This window comes from Rhodococcus sp. AC861 (genome assembly GCF_979256035.1).
In genome coordinates, this window is the sequence record NZ_CEEDMW010000003.1 from 334,126 (window position 1) to 360,356 (window position 26,231).

20 protein-coding genes are annotated in these 26,231 nt (G+C 67.2%); 16 read left to right on the forward strand and 4 right to left on the reverse strand.

Going from position 1 to position 26,231, the window contains the following annotated elements; all coding sequences use genetic code 11:
- Positions 1–322 precede the first annotated feature (322 nt).
- Both AC0IX4_RS11120 and AC0IX4_RS11125 read left to right on the forward strand, forming a co-directional pair.
- The gene (locus tag AC0IX4_RS11120; RefSeq protein ID WP_471828977.1) at positions 323–2,599 is read left to right on the forward strand and encodes a polyribonucleotide nucleotidyltransferase; all 2,277 of its coding nucleotides are present in this window, start codon (positions 323–325) and stop codon (positions 2,597–2,599) included.
- Between the two features lie 49 nt (positions 2,600–2,648).
- A complete protein-coding gene (locus tag AC0IX4_RS11125) occupies positions 2,649–3,959 on the forward strand; it encodes a M16 family metallopeptidase (protein WP_042572581.1) in 1,311 nt (436 codons plus the stop codon).
- Between the two features lie 11 nt (positions 3,960–3,970).
- Here AC0IX4_RS11125 and AC0IX4_RS11130 read toward each other — a convergent pair whose 3' ends face one another.
- The 3 genes from AC0IX4_RS11130 to AC0IX4_RS11140 all read right to left on the reverse strand — a co-directional run bounded on the left by AC0IX4_RS11130 (position 3,971) and on the right by AC0IX4_RS11140 (position 6,665).
- The gene (locus tag AC0IX4_RS11130; protein WP_056074542.1) at positions 3,971–5,056 is read right to left on the reverse strand and encodes a fused (3R)-hydroxyacyl-ACP dehydratase subunits HadA/HadB; all 1,086 of its coding nucleotides are present in this window, start codon (positions 5,054–5,056) and stop codon (positions 3,971–3,973) included.
- Positions 5,057–5,172: 116 nt separating this feature from the next.
- Complete coding sequence (locus AC0IX4_RS11135) at positions 5,173–6,339, reverse strand: NAD(P)/FAD-dependent oxidoreductase (RefSeq protein WP_056074543.1); 1,167 nt, start codon at positions 6,337–6,339, stop codon at positions 5,173–5,175.
- Complete coding sequence (locus tag AC0IX4_RS11140) at positions 6,336–6,665, reverse strand: bifunctional 3-phenylpropionate/cinnamic acid dioxygenase ferredoxin subunit (protein WP_042572708.1); 330 nt, start codon at positions 6,663–6,665, stop codon at positions 6,336–6,338. The genes AC0IX4_RS11135 and AC0IX4_RS11140 overlap by 4 nt, the downstream gene beginning before the upstream one ends.
- Before the next feature lie 223 nt (positions 6,666–6,888).
- Here AC0IX4_RS11140 and AC0IX4_RS11145 point away from each other — a divergent pair, with 223 nt between their 5' ends.
- From AC0IX4_RS11145 to AC0IX4_RS11210, 14 genes are all read left to right on the forward strand, one after another.
- Positions 6,889–9,372, forward strand: a complete 2,484-nt coding sequence (locus AC0IX4_RS11145) for a GcvT family protein (protein ID WP_471828978.1) — start codon at positions 6,889–6,891, stop codon at positions 9,370–9,372.
- A complete protein-coding gene (gene solA, locus AC0IX4_RS11150; protein ID WP_471828979.1) occupies positions 9,369–10,541 on the forward strand; it encodes an N-methyl-L-tryptophan oxidase in 1,173 nt (390 codons plus the stop codon). The genes AC0IX4_RS11145 and solA overlap by 4 nt, the downstream gene beginning before the upstream one ends.
- Positions 10,538–11,686 carry an aromatic ring-hydroxylating oxygenase subunit alpha gene (locus tag AC0IX4_RS11155; protein WP_471828980.1) on the forward strand — a complete coding sequence of 383 codons (1,149 nt, stop codon included), beginning with the start codon at positions 10,538–10,540 and terminating at the stop codon, positions 11,684–11,686. The genes solA and AC0IX4_RS11155 overlap by 4 nt, the downstream gene beginning before the upstream one ends.
- 65 nt (positions 11,687–11,751) lie before the next feature.
- On the forward strand, positions 11,752–13,245 hold the full coding sequence (locus AC0IX4_RS11160) for an aldehyde dehydrogenase family protein (RefSeq protein ID WP_471829308.1): 1,494 nt from the start codon (positions 11,752–11,754) through the stop codon (positions 13,243–13,245).
- A 76-nt stretch (positions 13,246–13,321) separates the two neighbouring features.
- The gene (locus tag AC0IX4_RS11165; RefSeq protein WP_471828981.1) at positions 13,322–14,881 is read left to right on the forward strand and encodes an APC family permease; all 1,560 of its coding nucleotides are present in this window, start codon (positions 13,322–13,324) and stop codon (positions 14,879–14,881) included.
- Positions 14,878–16,395 carry a GMC family oxidoreductase gene (locus AC0IX4_RS11170; protein ID WP_471828982.1) on the forward strand — a complete coding sequence of 506 codons (1,518 nt, stop codon included), beginning with the start codon at positions 14,878–14,880 and terminating at the stop codon, positions 16,393–16,395. Before AC0IX4_RS11165 ends, AC0IX4_RS11170 begins: the two co-directional genes overlap by 4 nt.
- The gene (locus AC0IX4_RS11175) at positions 16,373–18,256 is read left to right on the forward strand and encodes a DUF294 nucleotidyltransferase-like domain-containing protein (protein WP_471828983.1); all 1,884 of its coding nucleotides are present in this window, start codon (positions 16,373–16,375) and stop codon (positions 18,254–18,256) included. The genes AC0IX4_RS11170 and AC0IX4_RS11175 overlap by 23 nt, the downstream gene beginning before the upstream one ends.
- Before the next feature lie 24 nt (positions 18,257–18,280).
- The gene (locus AC0IX4_RS11180) at positions 18,281–19,063 is read left to right on the forward strand and encodes an IclR family transcriptional regulator (RefSeq protein ID WP_471828984.1); all 783 of its coding nucleotides are present in this window, start codon (positions 18,281–18,283) and stop codon (positions 19,061–19,063) included.
- A 108-nt stretch (positions 19,064–19,171) separates the two neighbouring features.
- Positions 19,172–19,921, forward strand: coding sequence for a hypothetical protein (locus AC0IX4_RS11185; RefSeq protein WP_471828985.1), 750 nt, complete (start codon positions 19,172–19,174; stop codon positions 19,919–19,921).
- The gene (locus AC0IX4_RS11190; protein WP_231568546.1) at positions 19,918–22,659 is read left to right on the forward strand and encodes an MGH1-like glycoside hydrolase domain-containing protein; all 2,742 of its coding nucleotides are present in this window, start codon (positions 19,918–19,920) and stop codon (positions 22,657–22,659) included. The genes AC0IX4_RS11185 and AC0IX4_RS11190 overlap by 4 nt, the downstream gene beginning before the upstream one ends.
- 9 nt (positions 22,660–22,668) lie before the next feature.
- Positions 22,669–23,775, forward strand: a complete 1,107-nt coding sequence (locus AC0IX4_RS11195; RefSeq protein WP_056074559.1) for a zinc-binding dehydrogenase — start codon at positions 22,669–22,671, stop codon at positions 23,773–23,775.
- A 37-nt stretch (positions 23,776–23,812) separates the two neighbouring features.
- Entirely contained in the window at positions 23,813–24,568 is a 756-nt protein-coding gene (gene dapB / locus AC0IX4_RS11200) for a 4-hydroxy-tetrahydrodipicolinate reductase (RefSeq protein ID WP_471828986.1), read from the forward strand.
- A gap of 92 nt (positions 24,569–24,660) precedes the next feature.
- On the forward strand, positions 24,661–25,122 hold the full coding sequence (locus AC0IX4_RS11205) for a hypothetical protein (protein ID WP_056074560.1): 462 nt from the start codon (positions 24,661–24,663) through the stop codon (positions 25,120–25,122).
- Positions 25,119–25,571 (forward strand): flavodoxin family protein, encoded by a 453-nt coding sequence (locus tag AC0IX4_RS11210; protein WP_471828987.1) that lies wholly within the window; start codon positions 25,119–25,121, stop codon positions 25,569–25,571. The genes AC0IX4_RS11205 and AC0IX4_RS11210 overlap by 4 nt, the downstream gene beginning before the upstream one ends.
- Here the strand turns inward: AC0IX4_RS11210 and AC0IX4_RS11215 are convergent, their stop codons facing one another.
- Positions 25,572–26,225: a DUF3105 domain-containing protein gene (locus AC0IX4_RS11215; RefSeq protein ID WP_042572712.1), complete on the reverse strand. Its 654-nt coding sequence runs from the start codon at positions 26,223–26,225 to the stop codon at positions 25,572–25,574. It abuts the gene before it with no gap.
- Positions 26,226–26,231 lie beyond the last annotated feature (6 nt).

Below are 26,231 nucleotides of genomic sequence, written 5' to 3' on the forward strand. Positions count from 1 at the left end.
CCCACCATCGAGTTCACCCGGACGTGCCGGCGAGGCAGCTTCGAGCTGTTCCTCGTCGGCCGTTCGGCGTGGCCCGGTACGCTTTCACCTGTACTCGTGATCGAGTACACCAGCTAGACAGCACGACAGCCGTTCGTCTCCGACACGTCGCGGTGTCGGTCTTCGGTAGTGGTCCTACGGCGCAGGGAAATGCGTGCGCCGCGGGACTTCGATCGTGGGCCGCCTCCGCTCGCACGGGAAGTCGGGGACGCCGCACGCGAGCCACCGGGTTCGCTGCGCGCCCGGGTGGGCACGGCGAAGACGAGAGGACGAAAACACTTACATGTCTGACAACACCACAGCAGCAGCCACCGAGGTCGACGAGGGCGTGTTCGAAACCACCGCCGTCATCGACAACGGGTCGTACGGAACGCGCACCATCCGTTTCGAGACCGGCCGGTTGGCCAAGCAGTCGGCCGGAGCCGTCGTCGCCTACCTCGACGACGAGACCATGCTTCTCTCGGCCACCAGCGCTTCGAAGCATCCCAAGGACCACTTCGACTTCTTCCCCCTCACGGTGGACGTCGAAGAGCGGATGTACGCCGCCGGTCGCATCCCCGGATCGTTCTTCCGTCGTGAAGGCCGTCCCAGCACCGACGCCATCCTCACCTGCCGCCTGATCGACCGGCCGCTGCGTCCGACGTTCGTCGACGGCCTGCGCAACGAGATCCAGGTCGTCATCACGGTGATGAGCCTCGATCCCAAGGATCTGTACGACGTCGTGGCCATCAACGCCGCGTCCGCGTCCACCCAGCTCGCCGGACTGCCGTTCTCCGGTCCCATCGGCGGTGTCCGCGTGGCACTGATCGACAAGCAGTGGGTCGCATTCCCCACCAACGAGCAGCTCGAGCTGGCCGTGTTCAATATGGTCGTCGCCGGCCGTGTCGTCTCCGGTTCGGGAGCCGACGCCGACGTCGCGATCATGATGGTCGAAGCGGAAGCCACCGAGAAGGTCATCTCGCTCATCGAGGGTGGCGCCCAGGCTCCGACCGAGGCGATCGTCGCCGAGGGTCTCGAAGCTGCGAAACCGTTCATCGCGTCGCTCTGCGAGGCACAGAAGGCGCTCGCCGCCTCCGCTGCGAAGCCGACCGGTGACTTCCCGCTGTTCCCCGCGTACCAGTCCGACGTGTTCGACGCTGTCGAGGGTGCTGCGCAGATCCCGCTCAACGAGGCACTCACCATCGCCGGCAAGACCGAGCGTGAGAGCAAGCTGGACGAGGTCAAGGACCAGGTCCTGACCACTGTCGGCGATTCGTTCGCCGGCCGCGAGAAGGAGATCGGTGCGGCATTCCGCGCACTGACCAAGAAGCTCGTGCGTCAGCGCATCCTGCGCGACCAGTTCCGCATCGACGGCCGCGGCATCACGGACATCCGTGAGCTCTCCGCCGAGGTCGCCGTCATTCCCCGCGCGCACGGCAGCGCGTTGTTCGAGCGTGGAGAGACCCAGATCCTGGGCGTCACCACCCTCGACATGGTCAAGATGGCCCAGCAGATCGACTCGCTCGGACCCGAGACCAGCAAGCGCTACATGCATCACTACAACTTCCCGCCGTACTCCACCGGTGAGACCGGTCGCGTCGGGTCGCCGAAGCGTCGCGAGATCGGCCACGGAGCCCTCGCGGAGCGCGCCCTGCTCCCCGTGCTCCCCAGCCAGGAAGAGTTCCCGTACGCCATCCGTCAGGTCTCGGAGGCGCTCAGCTCCAACGGCTCGACGTCCATGGGTTCGGTCTGTGCATCCACCCTCGGACTGCTCAACGCCGGTGTGCCGCTGAAGGCCCCCGTCGCCGGTATCGCCATGGGTCTGGTCTCCGACCAGGTCGACGGTGAGACCCGGTACGTCGCCCTCACCGACATCCTCGGTGCGGAGGACGCGTTCGGCGACATGGACTTCAAGGTCGCCGGAACCCGTGAGTTCGTCACCGCCCTGCAGCTCGACACCAAGCTCGACGGCATCCCCTCCCAGGTGCTCGCCGGCGCGTTGTCGCAGGCCAAGGACGCTCGTGTCACGATCCTGGACGTCATGGCCGAAGCCATCGACGAGCCGGACGAGATGAGCCCCTACGCACCTCGCGTCACCGCGATCAAGGTGCCCGTCGACAAGATCGGCGAGGTCATCGGGCCCAAGGGCAAGATGATCAACTCGATCACCGAGCAGACCGGCGCCAACATCTCGATCGAAGATGACGGCACCGTCTACGTCGGTGCTGCGGACGGCCCGTCCGCACAGGCCGCGATCGACATGATCAACGCCATCGCGAACCCGCAGCTGCCCAAGGTCGGCGAGCGGTTCCTCGGAACCGTCGTCAAGACCACGGCATTCGGCGCGTTCGTCTCGCTGCTCCCCGGTCGCGACGGCCTGGTCCACATCTCGAAGCTGGGCAGCGGCAAGCGCATCAACAAGGTCGAGGACGTCGTCAGCGTCGGATCGAAGCTCCGCGTGGAGATCGCCGACATCGACAACCGCGGCAAGATCAGCCTCGTCCCGGTCGAGGACGACGCAGCAGCCGCTGCGCCGGCCGACGACCAGGCCGACACATCGGCAGAGGTCAGCGCTGAGTAAGAAGTATTCGAACGCCGCGGCGCAGTCGACCGAGCTCACGGGCTCTCGGCTGCGCCGCTCGCGCGTTCCGAGCACGTCAGGCGTTCGCCGCACGGTTCTTCCGGGCGGCGTCCGTGTGGTCACCGAGTTCGTACCGGGGGTGCGGTCGGCCTCCGTCGGAGTGTGGGTCGCCGTCGGATCGCGCGACGAGGGTCGGTCCGTCGCCGGTGCCGCCCACTTCCTCGAGCATCTCCTGTTCAAGGCGACTCCCACTCGCACGGCCCTCGACATCGCCCAGGTGATGGACGGTGTCGGCGGTGAACTCAACGCCTTCACCTCGAAGGAGCACACCTGCTTCTACGCCCATGTCCTCGACGAGGACCTCCATCTGGGTCTCGATCTGGTGGCCGACGTCGTGCTGCGCGGACGGTGCAGGACCGAGGACGTCGACGTCGAACGTCAGGTGGTGCTCGAGGAGATCTCGATGCGCGACGACGATCCCGAGGATCTTCTCGGCGATGCGTTCCTGACGGCGCTCTTCGGTGACCATCCGATCGGTCGTCCGGTCATCGGCTCGGTGGAGTCCATCGAAGCGATGACGCGGAACCAGTTGCACTCCTTCCACACTCGGCGATACACGCCGCCGCGCATGGTCGTGGCAGTAGCGGGCAACATCGATCACGACGACGTGGTCGCGGGCGTTCGACGCAGCTTCGCCGACCGGATTGCGGGAGACGCCGAGCCGGCACCGCGCCGCGGGGGAACCGGGCGCATCACGACCAGACCCGCGCTGAGTCTGACCACACGCGACAGCGAGCAGGCGCATCTGTGCCTGGGGGTGCGCGCGTTCGGACGCCACGAGGGTCATCGGTGGGCGTTGTCGGTGCTCAACACGGCCATCGGCGGTGGACTGAGTTCACGGCTGTTCCAGGAGATCCGGGAGGAGCGCGGACTCGCCTACTCCGTGTACTCATCGGTCGACACGTTCTCCGACACCGGGGCGTTCTCGGTGTACGCGGGTTGTCAGCCGGAGAACCTCGGAGAGGTCGCCGCTGTGATCCGCGACGTCCTCGCCTCCGTCGCGGCGGACGGGATCACCGACGCCGAATGCGCGCGGGCGAAGGGCTCGATGCGCGGTGGACTCGTACTGGGACTGGAAGATTCAGGATCGCGGATGACGCGCATCGGTCGCAGCGAATTGAACTACGGTGACCATCGTTCCGTCGAGGAGACGCTGGCACGGATCGACCAGGTGACCAACGACGAGGTCCGTGAGGTGGCACGAGTGTTGCTGGCGCGCCCCATGGCCGCGTCGGTGGTCGGGCCGTTCAAGAAGGTGTCGTCGCTTCCCGCGTCCGTGCGGGGAGCCGTCGCGGGCTGACCCGCCCGCACTCAGGCGAGGTAGACGATCGCCTTGGCCTTGTGGCCGAGGATGCGCTTGCCGTTGTAGCGAGCGTCGATCGACACCTCGGCGGTGCGGGCGTCGGCGTCCATGGACTTGACGACGCCGTTCACGACGATGGTGGCGTGCTCGATCGGCGGCACCATCACGGGGCTGGTGAAGCGGACCGTGCACTCCTTGAGTGCGCCGGGGTCTCCCAGCCACGCGGAGACGAATCCGGTACCCAGACCCATCGTGAGCATGCCGTGGGCGACGACGGTGTCGAGATCCAGGAGAGACGCGAAGTGGTCGCTCCAGTGGACGGGGTTGTTGTCGCCGACCACACCTGCGTAGTTGATCAGGTCGCCTCGGGACAGGTCGATCGTCCGGGTCGGAAGCGCGTCTCCGACGGACACGTTCTCGAAACGCTGTCGTGCGTGGCCGCGATTCGGGACCAGAACGGGCGGGTCGAACACGGTCTCGAGGTCGTCGCCACTGGGGTTGACCCCCTCCGGATCGCTCGAGGCCGCCGGAAAGGTGAACATGCCGTTCATGACCATGCCGCGGGCGACGTCGGCGATCGAGTTGTCGCCGTCGTCGGCGCGCCCGATGAGCAGAGTCGTGTACGTGATCTGCGCGAGTTCGTTGCGCTGGTTGGTGATGACGGTCTTGGTGACCATCATGTCGCGCCCCACGACCTTGCGGAACGAGTCGAGGGACACGTCGCACACCAGACGGTCACCGGCCAGGACCGGTGCGTAGTACTCGGCGTGCTGGTCGGTCTGCAGCATGCGGCTCAGGTCGTACCCGGTCGCGATGCGCTCGAGCAGCTTCTGCTGCGCGATGATTCCGACCAACGAGAAGAACGTCGGGGGAGCCATCAGCGCGTCGTATCCGTGCTCCCGAGCGCCCTCCTCGGTCCAGTGCACCGGATGGAAGTCGCGGACGGCCTTGGCGTACTCGCGGACCTTCTCGCGGCCGACCTCGTAGTAGTCGTCCATGCGGTAGTGGTAGCCCACCATGTCGAGGGCGTGCTGGGACGGGTCGAACGCCGCGTCGGTGGCGACGGCGTCGGATGCGAGAGTCTCAGCAGTCATGATCGCAACCTATCGCTGCTGTGGCGTCCGATGACGGAACGACCGTCGACTTCGGGTGAGTCACAGTGAAACGACTCCAGGTTTGGTAACGACCACCGAAACCGGGAAACGGATTGCTATGCGTCGGTCGTCATCGAGGCCGCCAACGCCTTCCGTCGGCGAGTGAACGATCGCGCATTGTTCATCGCCAGGACCGCGACGACACGGTCGGCTCGCTCGTATACCGCGACGAACGAGCCGTCGTCGGGGCTGCCCTCGACCACCCGCACGTCGTCGGTGGCCTGACGACGTCCCGCGAACTGGATGCGCGCACCGTACTGATCCGACCAGAAGTACGGGAGGGTCGCTCCCTCCGGCGGTGGTTCGCCGACGATGGATCCGGCGACATGACGGGCCTGGGCGACGGCGTGCGACCAGTGCTCGCTGCGGTGGTGATCCTGGAGCACGTCGTCGAACGTGCGGGCACAGTCACCGATCGCGTAGACGCCGGGCACGGTGGTGCGGCACTGCGCATCGGTGACGAACCCGCCGTCGATCGCCAGACCGGACGCCGCCGCCCACTCGGTGTTGGGAACAGCGCCGATTCCGATCACGACGACGTCGGCCTGCAGTTCGGTGCCGTCGCCCAGGAGGACGGACGACACGGCGCCGCCGTGCCCCTGCAGGGAATCCACGGCGGCACCCAGTAGCACGGTCACGCCGTTCGCACGGTGGAGGTCGACGCAGATCGCCGCCATGTTCAGTCCCAGGGGACCGGACAGTGGCTGGGTCGATGCTTCCACGATCGTGACCGTGATCCCGAGGGATGCTGCGGTGGATGCCACCTCGGCTCCGATGAAGCCGGCACCGATCACCACCATCGTCCGCGCCGTGGCCATCGACTCACGCAGGGCCGTCGCGTCGTCGAGGGTTCGCAACGTGTGGACACCGCGGAGTTCGGCCGCGCCGAGCAGTGTCCGTGCTCTCGCGCCCGTCGCGATCACCGCGACATCGGCCGACAGTTCGCGACCGTCGGACAACGTCACCGTGCGTCCGCTGATGTCCACCGCCGCGGTGCCGAGAATCCACTCGATGTCGGACGTGTCGGCGTCGGGCGTCAACCACGGGTCGGCGGTCGAATCCTTCAGGAAGGCCTTGGACAGCGGAGGCCGATCGTAGGGCCGATGAGGTTCGTCGCCGACCACGGTGATGCTGCCGGAGAAGCCCCGCTCGCGTAACTCCGTCGCCACGGTGGCTCCGGCGAGGGACGCGCCGACGACGAGGACGGACCGGGTTGCCGTCACGAGGAGGGAAGGTCGAGCACGATCGAGCCGTCGTCCACGTGCACCGCGTAGGTCCGCACCGGCGTCTTCGCGGGCGCGCCGGACGGAACGCCGGTGCGCAGGTCGAAGCATGCTTCGTGCAGAGGGCACTCGACGGCGCAGTTCTCGACCCAGCCGTCGGCGAGCGACGCGTCCTGATGGGTGCAGGTGTCGTCGATGGCGAAGATGCCGTCGTCCGTGTGGAAGACCGAGATGGGGGTGTGGCCCGGCGGTGTCACGGTGACCACCTCGCCCGGCGGGAGCGCCGACGTGGAACAGACGGCGACGCGATGAACGGTGTCCGGCATGAAGGCCTCCCTGATGTCGATCGACGAGTTGCGGTCGGCGCAACAATCATCGAACTGCGCAACACCTTGCACCAGGAGAGTCCACACGTCAATCGCTGAGTCGGTGTGTCGGACCACAGCGTGCCGGGTTGACAGAGGAGTCGTGAAGGCCGATCGTCTGTTGCGTAATCCAGCATGCGTTGCGTCCATCGCAACTACAAGGATCAGCACTCGGAGGACACTCGTGGCACCACGCACCGTCACACCCCACGTCGTCGTGATCGGCGCGGGAATCGTCGGGACCTCGCTGGCGGACGAACTGACGATGCGCGGATGGTGCAACGTCACGGTCCTCGACCAGGGTCCGCTGTTCTCCACGGGCGGCTCGACCTCGCACGCACCCGGGCTGGTCTTCCAGACCAATCCGTCCCGCTCGATGGCGCACTTCGCCTCCTACACCGCCGACAAGTTCCGACGACTCACGCACGAGGGCGAACCGTGCTTCGACACGCTCGGCGGACTCGAGGTGGCCACCACGCCGGCGCGCTGGGCGGACCTGCAGCGCAAAGCGGGCTGGGCTCGATCGTGGGGCATCGACGGACACCTCGTCGACTCGGCGACCGCAGCGGAGCTGCACCCACTTCTCGACCGTGACCGTGTACTCGGTGCCTTCCACACTCCCACCGACGGACTGGCACGCGCAGTCAGGGCAGCCGCCGCCCAGGCCGCGGCGGCCACCGCGCGTGGCGCGGTGTTCCGAGGACACAGCCCGGTCACCGAGATCCTCACCGCCGGTGGGCGCGTCACGGGAGTGCGAACACCCCACGGCGACATCGCCGCGGACATCGTCGTGTCCGCTGCCGGCTTCTGGGGAGCCGAGCTGGGCCGCACGGTCGGACTGACCGTTCCCCTGGTCCCCATGGCGCACCAGTACGCGTACACGGGCCGGATCGACGCGCTGGTGGGACGCAACCGCGGCGATTCCGATGCGAGCCTGCCGATCCTGCGGCACCAGGACGGCGACCTCTACTACCGCGAGCACGGTGACCGCATCGGCATCGGGTACTACGGACACGACCCGATGCCGGCGGACATGAGCACCCTCTCGTGGGCCGACGACGGCGACTCCTCGTCGGTCCTGCCGCCACCCATGCCGTCGATGCTCCCGTTCACCGAGGACGACTTCGTGCCCGCGTGGCTGGAATCGACCGGCCTGCTGCCCGCCCTGGGGGACTCGAAGGTGGAGTCGGGCTTCAACGGCATCTTCTCCTTCACACCCGACGGGCAGTCCATCGTCGGCGAACACCGGGACCTGGCCGGGTTCTGGGTCGCCGAGGCTGTGTGGGTCACGCATTCGGCCGGCATCGCACGAGCGGTGGCGCAGACCATGATCGACGGCAGCTCCGAGGTCGACCTGCACGAGTCCGACCTGTACCGCTTCGAAGCCGCCGAGCGCAGTCCCGCGTTCATCGCCACGACCAGCGCGCAGGCCTTCGTCGAGGTGTACGACGTGATCCATCCCCGTCAGCAGCGATCGGCTCTGCGCGGTCTGCGCCGCAGCCCGTTCCACGCGGCAGAGGTGGCCCTGGGAGCCGAGTTCGTGCAGGGCGGGGCCTGGGAGCGGCCCGCCTGGTACGAGAGCAACAGATCCGAACTCGACGACCTCGTGGCTCGGGGCATGCACATCCCTGCCCGTGACGAGTGGTCGGCGCGTCACTTCTCGGACATCGCGGTCGCCGAAGCCGTCGTCACCAGATCCAGGGTCGCGATGTTCGACATGACACCGCTGACCCGCTACGACGTCGAGGGCCCCGGAGCCGCGCAGTTCCTGCAGGACGTGACCACGAACAACGTCGACACGACCGTCGGCCGGGTGACGTACACGCTGGTGCTCGACGACAACGGCGGCGTGCGCAGCGATCTGACCGTGGCCCGGCTGGCTCCCGACCACTACCGGGTCGGCGCGAACGGACCTCTCGATCTGGACTGGTTGACGCGTCGGGCACGGGAGACGGACGGCGCCGTCACCGTCCGCGACGTCACCGGAGCGACGTGTTGCATCGGCGTCTGGGGACCGCGGGCGCGCGACATGGTGGCACCCGTTGCCGACGCCGATCTCTCGCACACGGCATTCGGGTACTTCCGCGCGGTGCAGACGTACCTGGGCGCCGTCCCGGTGACGATGCTCCGCGTGTCGTACGTCGGCGAGTTGGGGTGGGAGATCTACACCGACGCCGAGTACGGCGGCGCGCTGTGGGATCTGTTGTGGGACTGCGGGACACCGCACGGCGTGATCGCGGCCGGCCGTCTGGCATTCGACAGCCTACGGCTCGAGAAGGGCTACCGGGCCTGGGGCCACGACATGACCTCGGAGCACACTCCGATCGAGGCGGGCGTGGAGTTCGCCGTGAAGTCGTCGAAGGACTTCGTAGGCAAGGCGGCGCTCGCGACGCGCGAGGCCACGCAGCGACTCCGCACCCTGGTGTTCGACGACGCCGACTCCGTGGTCCTGGGCAAGGAACCGGTCTCGATCGGCGACTCGGTGGTGGGATACGTGACCAGCGCGGGATGGTCGGCGACCATCGGTCGGTGCATCGCCTACGCGTGGCTGCCGATCGGCGCCGAGCCGGGCGCCGCGGTGACGGTGTCCTATTTCGACAGACAGTACGACGCGGTGGTCGCCGAGGACGCCGTCGTCGACCCCGCCGGCCACCTGATCAGGAGATGAGCACCGTGAGTTACGACGTCATCGTCATCGGCCTCGGCGGCATGGGCAGCGCCGCCGCCTTCCACCTCGCCGACCGTGGGCAACGCGTCCTGGGCCTCGAGAAGTTCACACCCGCGCACGACAAGGGCTCGAGCCACGGTGGGTCGCGCATCATCCGCCAGTCGTACTTCGAGAACCCGGCCTACGTCCCGTTGCTGCTGCGGTCCTACGAGTTGTGGGAGCAGTTGAAGCAGGAGTCGGCCCGTGAGGTCTACCGGGTGACCGGGGGACTGTTCATCGGGCGGGAAACGTCCGTCACGTTCGCCGGGTCGCTGCTCGCCTCACGCCAGTGGTCGCTGCCGCACGAAATTCTCGACGCCCAGCAGGTGCGCGATGCATTCCCCACCTTCGATCCGAACTCCGACGAGGTGGCGCTGTACGAGGCCGCCGCGGGATTCGCCCGGCCCGAGCTGACCGTGCAGGCTCACCTCGATCTGGCGGAGAATCGTGGGGCCACGCTGCAGTTCGGGGAGACGGTGCTGTCCTGGGAGGAGTCCGGGGGAGGCGTCACCGTCGTCACCGACAAGGGGACCTACACCGCGGGGCAGGTCGTCATCTGCCCCGGCGCCTGGGCGCCCGGCCTGCTCGAACAGTTCTCCGTCCCCATCGTCGTGGAACGGCAGATGCTGCACTGGTTCGGTCCCTCCGCGGGAACCGCCGCGTACGAGAAGAATCCGATCTTCATCCACGAGGCGACCGACGGCATGCAGGACTACGGGTTCCCCGCCATCGACGGTCCCGACGGCGGTGTGAAAGTGGCGTTCTTCCGCAAGGGAATCGAATGCACTCCGGACACCATCGACCGGACCGTGTATCCGCACGAGATCGAGGACATGCAGGCGCGGGTCCTGCAGACGGTCCCCGGTCTCGACGGGCCCCATATCCACTCGGCCACATGCATGTACTCCAACACTCCGGACGAACACTTCGTGATCGCGCGTCATCCCGAAGCCACGAATGTGACCGTGGCATGCGGTTTTTCGGGCCACGGGTTCAAGTTCGTACCCGTGGTCGGGGAGATCCTGGCGGACCTCGCGACGACCGGTTCCACCGATCATCCCATCGCACTCTTCGACCCTCGGCGCCTCGACTCTTCGGGCCTGGACACTCAGAGAATGGTGACCACATGACGACGCTCGACACCGGAACTGCCGGAACAGGATCGCTGATCCGGACCCTGCCCGGTTCCTGGTACACGAGCGCGGACATCTTCGCGGCGGAGCAGGAGCACGTCTTCGAGGCGATGTGGTTCTGCGCCGTGCGCAGTGCCGACCTTCCCACTCCAGGCGCTTTCCGACGCGTCGACGTCGGACGGGAGAGCGTCCTCGTGGTCCGCGGGCGGGACGGGCAGCTGCGCGCGTTCCTGAACGTGTGCCGGCACCGCGGCGCGCAGATCTGCACCGAGGAGTCGGGAACGGTGACCAGGAACCTGCGGTGCCCGTACCACGCGTGGACCTACGGGCTCGACGGCAAACTCGTTGCCGCACCGAACCTGTCGTCGCTGTCCGACGCACAGGGTGCTCCGTTGGACCGCACGGAATGGGGTCTGACACCCGTCGCCCTGCGTGAATGGGCGGGATACGCGTGGTTGTGCGTGTCCGACGATCCGCCGTCCTTCGAGGAGGACGTCATCGGTGCGGTCACCGAGCGGTTGGGCGAGGCGGAGGCGATCGACCGCTACGACATCGCGTCGCTGGAACTGGGACGACGCGAGGTCTACGACGTGGCGGCCAACTGGAAGCTCATCGTGGAGAACTTCATGGAGTGCTATCACTGCGCCACCATCCACCCCGAACTGACGGAGGTCCTGCCCGAGTTCGCGGACGGGCTCGCCGCCCAGTACTTCGTCGGACACGGCGCCGAGTTCGGCGCCGACGTGGAGGGGTTCACGGTCGACGGGTCCGCAGGATTCGACGCGTTGCCGACGCTGACCGAGGACCAGGACCGTCGGTACTACGCCATCACGGTCAAGCCCACGGTCTTCGTCAACCTCGTGCCCGATCACGTCATCCTGCACCGGATGTTCCCGGTCTCGGCGGACCGGACGATCGTGGAGTGCGACTGGCTCTACACCGGCGACGTCGTCGCGTCGGGCACGGACGTGAGCCGCTCCGTCGAGCTGTTCCATCGCGTCAATCTGCAGGATTTCGACGCATGTGAGCGAACTCAACCGGCGATGAGCTCACGGGCCTACCGTGACGGGGGCGTGCTGGTTCCTGCCGAGCATCACATCGGCCTCTTCCACGACTGGCTCGTCGCACGACTGCAGGGGTGACCGATCGGTGAGAGGGTGGGGCAGTGAACCTGGAGAACGAGCACGACACCGACTTCGATGCCACACTGTTCGACCGCGTACTCCTCATCGGGGGTGAGTGGGCCTCCGCCACGTCGGGTGAGACACGGGACCTCGTCGACCCCGCCACCGGCACCGTTCTGGTCGCCGTCGACGAGGCATCGCCGGACGACGCGCGCGCTGCGGTCGCGGCTGCTCGGTCCGCGTTCGACGCCGGCGACTGGCCGGCGACGCCGATGGCCGATCGCTGCGCGCTGCTCGAACGGGTCGCCGATCTCCTGCAGCGGGACAAGGAGCGACTCTCGCTCATCGAAACCCTCGACACCGGAAAGACCCTCGCGGAAAGCCGGATAGACATCGACGACGTCACGTCGGTCTTCCGGTACTACGCCCAGCTGGCCGCCGTGTCGAGCGATCGACTCGTCGATGTCGGCAATCCCGCCGTGATCTCCCGCGTCGTGCACGAGCCCATCGGTGTCTGCGTGATGATCGCGCCGTGGAACTACCCCCTGTTGCAGATCTCCTGGAAGATCGCTCCCGCTCTCGCCGCGGGCTGCACGATGGTGCTCAAGCCCAGTGAGGTCACCCCGCTCAGCACCATCGCCTTCGCGCATCTGCTCGAGGAGGCGGGCGTGCCGGCCGGCGTCGTCAATCTGGTGCAGGGGAGCGGCGCCACCATCGGCTCGGCGCTGACCGACAACCCCGACGTCGACTTCGTCTCGTTCACCGGCGGACTCGCCACCGGCAGCGCCATCCTGGCGAGTGCCGCACCCCACGTCACCAAGGTCGCCGTGGAACTCGGCGGCAAGAACCCCCACATCGTGTTCGCCGATGCAGCCGACGAGGCGAGCTTCGACGCGTCCGTCGACCAGGTGCTCACCGGTGTGTTCCTTCATTCCGGTCAGGTGTGCTCGGCGGGAACGAGGTTGATCGTCGAGAGCTCGGTGGCGGATCGATTCGTCGACGAGATCGTGCGACGGGCCGAGGCCATCAGGATGGGCCCGGGCATCGATCCCGCCAGCGAGACGGGACCTCTGGTCTCGACCGCACAACGCGAGAAGATGGAGAAGTTCGTCGAGACCGCCCTCGCCGAGGGTGCCCAGCTGCGCACGGGTGGACGAGCCCCGTCCGATCCTGCGCTCGCGGACGGAAGTTACTTCCTCCCCACCGTGTTCGACCACTGCACACGCGAGATGGATATCGTGCAGCTCGAGACGTTCGGGCCCATACTGACGGTCGAGCGCTTCGACACCGAGGCCGAGGCGCTCCGGCTGGGGAACGACACCGCGTACGGACTCGCGGCGGGCGTTCGCACCAACGATCCCGAGCGCGGCGAACGCATGGTGCGCGGGCTGCGCCACGGAACCGTGTGGCTCAACGACTTCGGGTACTACACGGCCGCCGCGGAGTGGGGTGGTTACAAGAAGTCGGGTAACGGCCGCGAGCTGGGACCCGCGGGGTTGCACGAATACCAGGAGACCAAGCACATCTGGAACAACACCGCGTCGCCGCGAGCGGACTGGTTCGGCGCCGGCGGGTAGGCCGGGATCGACCGGCGGGTAGGCCGAGGCCGGCCGGAATCGGACGTTCATTCACTTCTCACACGAGCGAGGCGACATGGTGTCATCGACTACTCCGTCCGGATCACCGCTACCCGGTGGCGCGTCACCGGGCGACGGCGGTCTCGACGACTTCGGGTACAAGGAATCGCTCGACAGGAGTCTGGGCAAGTTCGCCAGCTTCGCCGCGGGCGTCAGCTACATCTCGATCCTGACCGGCACGTTCCAGCTGTTCTACTTCGGGTTCGGCACGGCCGGACCCGCCTATCTGTGGTCGTGGCCCATCGTGTTCGTCGGCCAGATGGCCGTGGCGCTGTGCTTCATGGAGCTCGCCGCGAAGTACCCGGTGGCCGGGTCGGTCTACAACTGGGCGAAACTGCTCGGCAGTCGCATCGTCGGGTGGACGTCGGGATGGCTGATGTTGACGGCGTCGATCGTCACGCTGTCCGCGGTGGTGCTGGCTCTGCAGATCAACCTGCCCAGGCTGTGGCCCGGGTTCCAGATCATCGGGGACGGCACCGGCCAGTACGACTACGCCGCCAACGCCGTCGTGCTCGGCGCGATCATGATCCTGTTCACGACGGTGGTCAACGCGGCCGGCGTGCGACTGATGGCGGCTATCAACAGCACGGGCGTGTTCATCGAGCTCATCGCTGCCGTCCTGATCGCGATCATCTTGGCTGCCAACATCACTCGCGGACCCGACGTCTTCTTCTCCACCAACGGTTACGGCGCGGGGGAGAGCGGCGGGTATCTGGGCGCGTTCCTCGTCGCGTCGCTCGCGTCGGGATACGTGATGTACGGATTCGACACGGCCAGTTCGTTGGGCGAGGAGACGGTCGAGCCTCGCCGCACCGCGCCGAAGGCGATTCTTCGCGCCATCCTCGCGTCCTTCGTCATCGGCGGGGCGATCCTGGTGTTCGCGATCATGGCCGCGCCGGATCTGAACGATCCCGCTCTGGGAACTCCGGAGGGCAGCCTGCAGGGCATCGTGGAGCAGGTCATGTGGGGACCTCTGGGCAACATCTTCCTGATCTGCATCGTCATCGCCGTCACCGTGTGCTCGCTGGCCGTCCACACCGCGGCGATCCGCCTGACGTTCGCGATGGCACGCGACAACGCCCTGCCGTTCGGTGAGCGGTTGGCGACCGTGCACCCCAAGTACCAGACGCCGGTCGTTCCCGCGGTCGTGATCGGTCTGCTGTCCATCCTGATCCTGGTCATCAACATCGCTCAGCCCAAGATCTTCACGGTGTTGACCTCGATCGCGATCATCATGATCTATCTCGCCTACCTGATGGTCACCGGTCCGCTGCTGAAGAAGCGCCTCCGCGGAGAGTGGCCACCGAAGGATCTGAAGGAGGGTGGCTACTTCACGATGGGCCGATGGGGACTGCCGGTGAACATCTTCGCCGTGGTCTGGGGCGCCGCGATGGCACTGAACCTGGCCTGGCCACGCGAATCCGTCTACGGCACACCGTGGTTCAACACGTGGGGTGCCTTCGTCTACATCGGAGTCATCCTGGGCCTCGGGTATCTGTGGTACTTCACCGTCGGCCGGTCCCATATCGGTACGTTGAAGTCCCACGCCGCGACCTCGAAAGGTGACGAAGTATGACGGACACCGTGTTCGACTACGTGATCGCAGGAGGCGGCACCGCAGGGTGCGTACTGGCGGCTCGGCTGAGCGAGGACCCGTCGGTCACGGTGTGCCTCGTCGAGGCGGGACCGACGGACGTCGGCAACGACGACATCCTCGTCCTCGACCGATGGATGCACCTCCTCGATTCCGGCTACGACTGGGACTACCCGGTCGAGCCTCAGGAGCGCGGCAACAGTTTCATGCGTCATGCACGAGCGAAGGTGTTGGGCGGCTGCTCCTCTCATAATTCGTGCATTGCGTTCCATCCGCCGGCCGGCATCCTCGACGACTGGGAAGCCATGGGGGCCACGGGATGGAACGCGGCGGCCATCACGCCGTATATCTCCCGCGTCACGGGACCGGTGACCCTGCGCGATGTGCCTCCGCTGGATCCCTGCGGTGCGGCTCTCCTCGAGTCGGCTGCCGATGTGGGACTGCCCACCGTGCAGTTCAACCGCGGTGAGACGGTGCTCAACGGCGCCGGGTGGTTCCAGATCAATTCCTCCGACGACGGCTTGCGTATGTCGACCTCGCACGCCTACCTGCACCCCATCATGGACAAGCGCCCCAATCTCGAGGTGCGTACGGGGTGCTGGGTCAGCGAGATCGTCATCGACGATTCCCTCACGGCGACCGGTGTGCGGTACCAGCGTCCCGACCTGACGGGCCACGACGTGGTCTCCGCCCGCCGCGAAGTCATCGTCACCGCCGGCGCGATCGACACACCGAAACTGTTGATGCTGTCCGGGATCGGCCCGTCCGTGCATCTCCGCGAAATGGGGATCACCGTCCGCGTCGACTCTCCGGGAGTCGGCGCGAACCTCGACGACCACGTCGAGGGACTGGTGTTCTGGGAGGCGTCGCGGCCGATGGTCACGACGTCGTCGCAGTGGTGGGAGATCGGCGTGTTCGCCACCACCGAGGAGAATCTGACGTATCCGGACGTGATGATGCATTACGGCAGCGTCCCGTTCGACATGAACACTCTGCGCTGGGGCTACCCGACCACCGACAACGGCTTCTGTCTCACTCCCAATGTGACACAAGGCCGTTCGCGGGGAACAGTTCGACTCCGCTCACGGGACTTCCGGGACCGTGCGAAGGTCGACCCGCGGTATTTCACCGACTCCGAGGGCCACGACGACCGCGTCATGCTCGCCGGGCTCAAGCTCGCCCGGCGCATCGCCGAACAGCCGCAGCTGAAGGAGTGGATCGCCCGCGAGCTCGCACCGGGCCCGGACGCCGTCACCGACGACGATCTGCTCGACTACGTCCACAAGACGCACAACACCGTCTATCACCCGGCGGGGACGGCCAAGATGGGTGCATCCACCGACCCCATGGCTGTGCTGGACCCCGAACTGCGGGTGCGAGGCGTCCACAACCTGCGCGTGGTCGACGCGTCGGCAATGCCCAAGTTGCCCGCCGTGAACCCCAACATCACGGTCATGACGATGGCGGAACGGTGTGCCGATCTCGTCAGGGGCTGACCAGGCCGACATCCGACGTACGGCGGACTTCCTCGCCGCCCACCCGCCGTTCGACGCGCTGACCGCGAGCGAGCTCGAACAGCTGGCCGAGGATTCCGCGGTGAGCACCTACCGAGCGGGCGAGACCGTAGTGGGTAGCTCCGTGGACGACATCGACGCGGTCTGGGTGGTGCAGTCCGGCGAGGTCGACCTGCTGCATCCGGACGACGTCGACGGGGCCGCGCCGCTCGAGACGATCGAGCCGGGCGGCCTCTTCGGGTTCTCGGCGATGCTCGTCGGTGCGCGGACCACGTTCTGGGCGAGAGCATCGCGCGACTCCACGGTGATCAGAGTCGCCGGACCGGCCGCTCGTCCGTTCTTCGGCCGCCCCGCAGGTATCGCCTTCCTCGCCCGCACCATCGCCGCATCCTTCGGCGGTCGGTCGATCGTCTCGCCCGTTCCGGACGGAGCGGGAGGGACCGTGGGCACGCTGGTCCGCAGACCTCCCGTGACGGTGGAACCGGGAACGTCGATCCGGGATGCCGTCTGCGTCATGACGGAGCAGTCGTCCTCGTGTGTCGTCGTCCCGCTGCCGCGTGGACGGTTCGGCATCTTCACCGACCGGGACCTGCGGACCCGGGTCGTCGCGGTCGGGGTGTCCGTGGACGCGTCGATCGACCTCGTGATCAGCTCGCCCGCACGCTCGGTGCACGCCGATCGAACCCCGACAGGTGTGCTGCTCGAGATGCTGGAACTCGGGCTGCACCACATGCTGGTGATCGACACCAGAGGCACGTTGATCGGCGTTCTCGAGAGCGCGGATCTCCTGGCCAACTCGACCGCGAGAAGCTTCTCGTTGCGTCGGGACCTCGATGCGGCGGAGACCGAGGCGGCCCTGATCGAGGCCAGTGCAGGCATCCGCGCGTTGATCGTGGACCTGTGGACGACCGGAACGACCGCGAGCGCCGCGACCGGCATCCTGTCCGTCGTCGTCGACGCGGTGGTCCGACGTGCGGTCGAGCTCGCCATCACCGGGTCACCCGTCCCGATCACCGGGAGAGACGTCGCATGGCTGTCCCTCGGAAGTGTGGGGCGGCGCGAGGCGATGCCGTCGTCCGATGTCGACAGCGCACTGTCGTGGGCGGATACATCGAACAGTGACGCCGGCGCGCTGCGCGACGTCGCCCGTGCCGTGCACCGCACCCTCGATGCGTGCGGACTCCCGGCCGACACGAACAACGCCGTCGCGGCCAGCCCCCGGTTCTCCCGCTCCGCCCGCGAGTGGCGCACCGCGGCGCGGGGGTGGCTCGACGATCCACTCGGTGACCGCGGCATCGTCATGTCGTCGTTGATGGTCGACGGACGCGTCGTCTGGGGCGACCCCGGGCTGCACACGGTGCCCGACGCCTATTCGACGATGGCGGCCGACTACCCGGACGCGCTCCGCCTCCAACTGCGCGACGCGCTGGGAACCCGCGCACGGGTCCGATCCCTGAAGGACGTGCTCGCTCGGCGGGGCACCACGGTGGATCTCAAGTCGCATGCCGTGTCGGCGATCGTGAACCTTGCGCGCTGGGGAGGGTTGAGCGTGGGAGTCGCCTGCGCGTCGACGCCCGCGCGGCTTCGCGCCGCGGCGGGCAACGGCCTGCTGTCGGAGCGCGACGTGTCGGGGCTGACGGACGTGTTCGACCGTCTCCAGCATCTTCGCCTCGACCACCAGGTCTCCATGATCGTCGACGGACGGACACCGACGGACGTGGTGGTGCTCCAGGAGCTGACGCCGCTCGAACGCAGCCTGGTGATGGACGCGATCCGAGAGATCGCGGCAGTGCAGCGGCGCGTAGGACACGTGGCGGCCACCGTCGGACTGCCCGGTCTGTGACAGACGATAGAATCGGACACCATCATGGCGAAGACGAGCGATCCCGGTAAGAGTGCCGTCCAGTCGGTGGACCGAGCGCTCGAGGTTCTCGAGATCATCGCCCGTCACGGAAGCGCCGGTGTCACGGCCATCGCCGACGAACTCGGGGTGCACAAGTCCACCGTGTCCCGCCTGGTCGGCGTCCTCGACGCCCGTGGGTACGTCGAGCAGGTCGGCGAGCGGGGCAAGTTCCGACTCGGGTTCTCGATCGTGCGCCTTGCGGGATCTGCCACCGCGGAGAGAGACCTGTCGAAGGCGTCGCAGGACATCTGTGACCGCCTTGCCGAGAAGGTCGGGGAGACGACCAACCTTGCCGTTCTCGACGGTGACCGCGCGGTGAACATCGTGAAGGCGAGATCCGAGTCCGAAGTGGCACTGCGCACCTGGGTCGGTCAGGGAAGCCCCGTCCACGCCACGTCGAGCGGCAAGATTCTGCTGAGCGAGCTGGCGGCGGACGATCGTCGCGATCGCCTCCCGACACGACTGGAGTCGTTCACGGACACGACGGTGACGTCGTTGTCGGCCCTCGAAGCGGAGCTGGCGGCCGTTCGCGAGGTCGGATGGGCATCGGTGCGCGAGGAACTCGAGGTGGGGCTCAACGCCGTGTCCGCCCCTGTTCGGGACCACACCGGAACAGTGGTCGCCGCGCTCAGCGTGTCCGGTCCGGCCTATCGACTGGAGCCGGAGGATTTCGCCGCGGTGGCAGCGGATGCGATGACAGCGGCGATGGATATCAGCCGTCGATTGGGGTATGCAGGCTCTTCGTGAGCCGTAACAAGGTTTCCGACGCGTCAACCGGGCCTGAACATACTCCCGGTACGCTTTCGGAGTCCTTGACCTGATGGCCGACCGGTTCGGCAGTGGGTGGTGCCCTGTATGTCCGCTCCAACTCCCTTCGAAATTGCCGACGTCCGGCCCGCGCCGCGCGGCGTCGCGCTCTCCCGGGCGTCCGTCGTGGATGCCGTCGACCGCATCGCCCGTGTCGCTCCGGCATCCGAGGCCTTCGTCTCCGGGTCCGACTCCATCACGTACGGAGAACTCGTCGTCGCCGTGCACAACCGCGGCGCTGCGCTCGCTCGAGCACACGCAGGGGATCGCACCGGTCGGGCTCCGTTGGCCGTGGTCTCGGACGGAAGCGTCGACTCGGTCATCTCTATGATCGGCGTCCTCGCGTCCGGGCACCCACTGTTCGCCGTCGACGGTGATCTTCCTCTCGTCGCGAGGGATGCACTCGTCGCGGCAGCCGGCGCGGTGCCCGCAGCATCGGTCACGTTCGAGGACACACCCGTGCCGTCCGCTACGGATGACGGCGTCTGGTGGGAGTCGCCCGCATGGGACCGCGGAATGACCGAAGGGGGCAGCCCCACCGCCCTCGACAGCTGGCGTCCCGCTCTCGTCGTGATCGGACCGGGAACGTCCGGTCGTGTGACGGTCACGCAGGAGGAGCTGATGCTCGCTGCCACCGACCTCGGGATGCTCGTGGGCCTCGCGCCGGGAACCGGATACGACATGTCGCGTCCGGCGTCCACGATCGCGGGATTCGTCTCCCTCGTCGCCGGTTTCGTCACCGGCTCCACGGTCGGCGCGATGCACGACGGCACCGGTGGGGGCACACTGTTGCGGTGACCGACGCCGCTCCACCGTTCAACGCACCAGACGTCGCAACGTCGCCGACCGATCCACCTCGTCATCCGACGGTGGAGCACTCCCGATTGGCGGAGTCGCCCGGAGCCCAGGGTGCGTGGCGCATCTGGGGGCCATACCTCGCGGGTCGACAGTGGGGGACCGTGCGGGAGGACTACTCCGAGGACGGCAACGCTTGGGAGTCGTTCCCCTTCGATCACGCCCGGTCGCGTGCCTACCGCTGGGGTGAGGACGGACTCGGCGGCATCTGCGACCGGTTCGGGTTCCTGAACTTCTCGGTGGCGCTGTGGAACCGTCGCGACCCGATACTCAAGGAACGGCTGTTCGGACTCACCAACGGTGAGGGCAACCACGGCGAGGACGCCAAGGAGTACTGGTGGGCCGTCGACGGGACACCTACCCACAGCTGGATGTCGTGGCTCTACCGCTACCCGCAGGCCGAGTACCCGTACGACGAACTGCGGGAACGAAGCCTCGCCCGCAGTCGTCTGGAGCGGGAATTCGAACTGGCCGACACCGGCATCCTGGACGAGAACCGGTTCTTCGACGTCTCCATCACCTACGCCAAGGCGTCACCGGAGGACGTCTGCATCGTCATCGACGTCACCAACCACGGGCCGGACGCGGCGTCGGTGGACGTCGTACCGCACCTCTGGCTGCGCAACACATGGTCTTGGGGTCGCGACGACCGGACGGCGTCGATCGTCGACATCACGCAGGACAGCATCCCCGGGCACCTGGCGGCCGTCCGTGCCGACCACGGTTTCCTCGGCCGGTACCACCTCGCGGCGGAGGGTACGCCACGAGTTCTGTTCTGCGACAACGAGACCAATGCGGTCGATCTGTTCGGCGCCGAGAAGAACCTGTCGGAGTACACCAAGGACGGCATCGGTCGACGCATCGTCGACGGTGACGAGTCGGCCGTCAATCCCGACGGCACCGGCACCAAGTGCGCCTTCTGGTATTCCCTCGACGACATCGAGCCGGGTGAGACGCGGCGGATCAAGCTGCGACTGGGCACGACCCTTCCCGACTCGTTCACCTTCGGACCCGGGTACGACGCGGTGCTCGCCGACCGTGCGCAGGAGGCCGACCAGTTCTACGACCACGTGATCGGCCCCGACCTGTCCGACGAGGACCGGCACGTCGCGCGACGGGCCTACGCCGGCCTGCTGTGGTGTAAACAGCTCTACCGGTACGACGTTCGGGAGTGGGCGCAGGGAGACCCGGTGGGAGCGCCGGCGCCGGGATCGCGACTGGACGCATCGGCGCGTAACCATGCGTGGTCACATTTCTCGCTCGCGGACGTCGTCTCGATGCCGGACGAATGGGAGTACCCGTGGTTCGCCGCGTGGGACCTGGCGTTCCACACCATTCCCCTCGCGCACGTCGACCCGGACTTCGCCAAGGAGCAGTTGGTCCTGATGTGTCGTGAGTGGGCGATGCATCCCAACGGCCAACTGCCGGCGTACGAGTGGGAGTTCGGTGACGTCAACCCGCCCGTGCACGCATGGGCGGTGTGGCAGGTGTACCGCATCGACGGGCACCGTGATCGCGAGTTCCTGGTACGAGTCTTCACCAAACTGCTGCTGAACTTCTCGTGGTGGGTCAACCGCAAGGATGCCGGGGGGTCCAACATCTTCGAGGGCGGATTCCTCGGAATGGACAACATCGGAATGTTCAACCGTTCCGAACCCTTGCCGCCCGGGTTCCGGTTGGAACAGTCGGACGCCACCAGCTGGATGGCCTTCTACTGCCAGCAGATGTTCAAGATCGCGATCGAGCTTGCCCGTTACGACTCCGCGTGGGACGACGTCGCCACTAAGTTCTTCGCACACTTTCTCTCCATCGCCGAGGCCGTGGGATCGTTCGGCTCCGCGCAGATGTCGCTGTGGCACGAGGAGGACGGCTTCTTCTACGACGTGCTCGCTCCGCCCCACGGTGACGCGGTGCCGCTGCGCGTGCGGTCGATGGTGGGACTGCTGCCGATCCTGGGTGCCACGGAGATCCCGTCGTGGGTGCCGAAGGAATGTCCCGACCTGACGTCCCGGTTGCGTTGGCTGCAGCACCGCCGCCCCGATCTGGTCTCACCGATGATGTCGCGCAACGACAACGGGACCTGGCGCATGCTGCTGGCCCTCGTCGACCCGGACAGACTGCGCCGCATCCTCGAGCGCATGTTCGACTCGGAGGAGTTCCTGTCCTCGTTCGGTATCCGCTCCCTGTCCGCGTCGTACCGCGACGGCGTGAGCATGGACGTCGACGGACGATCGTTGTCCATCGAGTACGAACCGGGGGAGTCCCGAACCTCTATGTTCGGCGGAAACTCCAATTGGCGTGGGCCGGTGTGGTTCCCGGTGAACGTGCTGCTCGCCGACAAACTCCGGGCCTACGGCCGGTACTTCGGCGACACGTTCACCATCGAGATTCCCACCGGCTCCGGGAAGCAGCACACGCTGGTCGAGGCCGCCGCGATCATCGAGGGCGGACTGGCCGACCTGTTCCGCGCCGGGACGGGCACGTCACCCGGTCGACCGTCGGACGGTGGCCGTATCGAATCGACCGACGATCCGTTGTGGTCGCAGCATCCGACGTTCAGCGAATACTTCGACGGGGACACCGGTGAGGGACTCGGCGCCAGTCACCAGACCGGGTGGACGGCGCTGGTGGCGCATCTTCTCAATCCCAGAGTGCCGAGGCCGCCGACGCCGCCGGGTTAACGTGACGGTATGAAGATTCGCGGTGCCGTCCTCGAGGAGATCGGTCGTCAGCGTCCGTTCGCCGAATCCCGTCCTCTGACCGTGTCCGAACTGGACCTCGACCCGCCGGGAGAGGGAGAGATCCTCGTGCGGATCGAAGCTGCCGGGTTGTGCCACTCGGACCTGTCCGTCGTCGACGGGAACCGGGTACGGCCCGTACCGATGCTGTTGGGGCACGAGGCCGCCGGCATCGTCGAGGAAGTCGGCGCCGGAGTCGATCTGGAGATCGGCACGCGCGTCGTCATGACGTTCCTGCCGCGCTGCGGGGAGTGCGCCGGATGCCTGTCCGACGGGCGCACACCGTGCGTACCGGGCAGCGCGGCGAACAACGCCGGCACCCTGCTGAACGGCGACGTCCGACTGCGGCGGGACGGCACCGAGGTCAAGCACCACCTCGGGGTCTCGGGGTTCGCGACGCACACGGTGGTCGATCGTCGATCCGTCGTCCCGGTGGGCGCCGATGTTCCCCCCGCGGTCGCTGCCGTGCTGGGATGCGCGGTTCTCACCGGCGGAGGCGCCGTGCTGAACGCCGCGTCCCCGACGAGCGGGGACACGATCATGGTGGTCGGGCTGGGCGGCGTCGGTATGGCAGCGATCCTGACCGCGGCGTCGTTGGGGCTCGGCGACGTGATCGGCGTCGACTCCATGCCCGACAAGCTCGACATGGCGCGTGATCTGGGGGCCACGGCGGTCTACACACCGCAGGAACTGCTCGAGTCCGGTGTGAAGGCGCAGATCGTGGTGGAAGCGGCGGGCAACGCGCGCGCGTTCGAGACGGCGCTGGCAGCGACGGCGCCCGGTGGCACCACCGTCACCGTCGGGCTCCCGTCACCCGACGCCCGCGCGTCGATCTCGCCACTGACGCTCGTCGCCGAGGCGCGAACCATCATCGGAAGTTACCTGGGGTCGGCCGTTCCCGAGCGCGACATCCCGACCTACGAGCAGATGTGGCGCGAAGGTCGATTCCCGGTGGAGAAGCTCGTGTCCTCGCGTATCACTCTCGACGACATCAACGAGGGCATGGACGAGTTGGCCGACGGCAAGGCGATACGTCAGGTCATCGAGTTCGACCACTAGGCTGTCCTGCGACAGTTCGAAGTGGAGGATGTTGACGGTGACAGAGGCAATTCGCGTCGGAGTGCTCGGCGCAGCCGGCAAGGTGGGACAGGCGGTGTGCGACGCCGTCGAGGCCGCGCCGGACACCGAGCTGGTCGCTCGCGTCGACAAGGGTGACCGGCTGGAGACGTTCGCGGAGAACGGCGCGCAGGTGGTCGTCGACTTCACGCATCCGGACGTCGTCATGGACAACCTCCAGTATCTCGTCGGGGCCGGTATCCACGCTGTCGTCGGAACCACCGGTTTCGACGACGAGCGTCTGGATCGTGTGCGCGGGTGGCTCGCAGAGTCTCCGACGACCGGTGTGCTGATCGCCCCGAACTTCGCCATCGGTGCCGTTCTGTCCATGGCGTTCGCGCAGCAGGCCGCGCGGTTCTTCGACTCCGTCGAGGTCATCGAACTCCACCACCCGAACAAGGCTGACGCACCGTCGGGCACGGCGTATCGCACGGCGGCGCTGATCGCCGAGGCGCGCGCGGCGGCCGGCGTGGGACCGAGCCCCGATGCGACCAGCACCGAGCTCGACGGGGCGCGCGGTGCCGATGTGGACGGGGTGCGCGTGCACTCGGTCAGGCTGGCGGGATTGGTCGCGCACCAGGAAGTGCTGCTGGGTACGCAGGGCGAGACACTGACCATCCGGCACGACTCCATCGACCGCACGTCCTTCACTCCCGGTGTGCTGCTGGGAGTTCGGGCGATCGGGTCCCGACCCGGTCTGACGCTGGGCATCGAACCGCTGATGGATCTCGGATGAGCAGCGGGAAGTCCGGAGGACGGTCGGCATGAGCAGCGGGAAGTCCGGAGGACGGTCGGCATGAGCAGCGAGAAGTCCGGAGGACGGTCGGTATGAGCAAGTATTCGCGCGTGGTGGCGATCATCGTGGTGATGGTCGTCGTACTCGGTGTCTACTTCGTCATTCTCGGAAGTCGCGGGATCGACTTCATCCAGCTCGGTGGTCCGGTCAACATCGGCCTCGGCATCGGTGTGCTGATCCTGCCGCTGCTGGGAATCTGGATCGTCGTGGCCACGCTCCGAGCCGGACTGCGGCACCAGCATCTCGCGCGGCGCATCCACGAGGAGAACCTCGAGCTGGACGTGGAGGATCTTCCTCGCCGTCCGTCCGGCCGCATCGAACGCGCAGCTGCCGATGCGTTGTTCGCGGACGTCAAGGCCGAGTACGAGAAGGCGCCGGACGACTGGCGTAACTCGTACCGATTGGCCCGTGCCTACGACTACGCGGGAGACCGTGGGCGTGCTCGCGAAACCATGCGCCGCGCTGTCGAACTCGAGCGCGCCGAGAGCGCGTGACGCTGCTCCTGGTGGTGCACCACACGGTCTCGCCGCCGATGCACGAGATGCTCGAGGCGGTTCTGGCCGGGGCGCGGGATCCCGAGATCGACGGAGTCGACGTTCGAGTCCGCCCGGCGCTCGGGGCGACCGTCGGTGACGTCCTCGATGCCGACGCATTCCTGTTCGGTACGCCGGCCAACTTCGGTTACATGTCCGGTGCACTGAAGCATTTCCTGGATTCCGTGTATTACCCGACACTGGGCGCCGTCGACGGGAAACCCTGGGGCGCTTGGGTCTACGGGAACAACGACACGGTGGGCGCGGTGCGGGCGCTGACATCCATCGTGAGCGGCTGGGGTCTCGAGCAGGCCGCTGCCCCCGTCGACCTGACGGCGTTCGATGCGACGTCTCGAGAGCGGCTCGTCGACCTCGGCGGCACCCTTGCGGCGACGGTCATGCCTGCCTGATCATTCCGGAAGGGTCAGCGGCGACGCGGGATCCGGCGGGCCTTCGACGAACGGCGGCGGGTTCAGCGTGTCGAACGTGGAGGGCAGTGTCGCGCACGTAGCGCCGGGTTCCGGGAACGTGTTCGGGTTCAGACGAAGTGCCGAGATGAACTGGTCGATGCGCTCGTCGTCCGCGCTGTCCACGGCCAGTCGGTGTCCCCAGGACTGCAGCGAAATGGTGCGGTCCATGCCGGGATACGGCGAGAGCATCGTGTAAGGCGCGCCGTCGACCCTGTCAGCGAGTGCCGCGACCTGCTGGTCGTCGAGAGCGTCGGGGTCGTAGGCGATCCAGACGGCGCCGTGCTCGAGGGAGTGGACCATGTTCTCCGTCCGCACGGGTTCCGGGTACACGATCCCGGTACACGTGGCCCACGCGGCGTCGTGCCGGCCGCCCATCGGGGGTGAATAGTTGTACGCCACACGGTAGTTCGCGAGCGCGTGGAAGGCGGGCGGATACTGCACCACCTCGATACCGTCCAAGGCGAGGGACGGGTCGGGATTCTCGGCTGTGGGCACCCACTCGCCGGCCGTGGGGCGCCCCTCGATCGTCGATCCGCAGGCCGCGCCGAGAAGGGCGGCCGACAGGATCAGGGGAACGAGCCTCGACCGATGCATGACCCG

Excerpts from the sequence above, each read along its gene's own strand:
- AC0IX4_RS11120 (WP_471828977.1), top strand. The coding sequence starts at position 323 with ATGTCTGACAACACCACAGCAGCAGCCACCGAGGTCGACGAGGGCGTG.
- AC0IX4_RS11130 (WP_056074542.1), bottom strand. The coding sequence starts at position 5,056 with ATGACTGCTGAGACTCTCGCATCCGACGCCGTCGCCACCGACGCGGCG.
- AC0IX4_RS11140 (WP_042572708.1), bottom strand. The coding sequence starts at position 6,665 with ATGCCGGACACCGTTCATCGCGTCGCCGTCTGTTCCACGTCGGCGCTC.
- solA (WP_471828979.1), top strand. The coding sequence starts at position 9,369 with ATGAGCACCGTGAGTTACGACGTCATCGTCATCGGCCTCGGCGGCATG.
- AC0IX4_RS11155 (WP_471828980.1), top strand. The coding sequence starts at position 10,538 with ATGACGACGCTCGACACCGGAACTGCCGGAACAGGATCGCTGATCCGG.
- AC0IX4_RS11165 (WP_471828981.1), top strand. The coding sequence starts at position 13,322 with ATGGTGTCATCGACTACTCCGTCCGGATCACCGCTACCCGGTGGCGCG.
- AC0IX4_RS11170 (WP_471828982.1), top strand. The coding sequence starts at position 14,878 with ATGACGGACACCGTGTTCGACTACGTGATCGCAGGAGGCGGCACCGCA.
- AC0IX4_RS11180 (WP_471828984.1), top strand. The coding sequence starts at position 18,281 with ATGGCGAAGACGAGCGATCCCGGTAAGAGTGCCGTCCAGTCGGTGGAC.
- AC0IX4_RS11185 (WP_471828985.1), top strand. The coding sequence starts at position 19,172 with ATGTCCGCTCCAACTCCCTTCGAAATTGCCGACGTCCGGCCCGCGCCG.
- AC0IX4_RS11195 (WP_056074559.1), top strand. The coding sequence starts at position 22,669 with ATGAAGATTCGCGGTGCCGTCCTCGAGGAGATCGGTCGTCAGCGTCCG.
- AC0IX4_RS11205 (WP_056074560.1), top strand. The coding sequence starts at position 24,661 with ATGAGCAAGTATTCGCGCGTGGTGGCGATCATCGTGGTGATGGTCGTC.
- AC0IX4_RS11215 (WP_042572712.1), bottom strand. The coding sequence starts at position 26,225 with ATGCATCGGTCGAGGCTCGTTCCCCTGATCCTGTCGGCCGCCCTTCTC.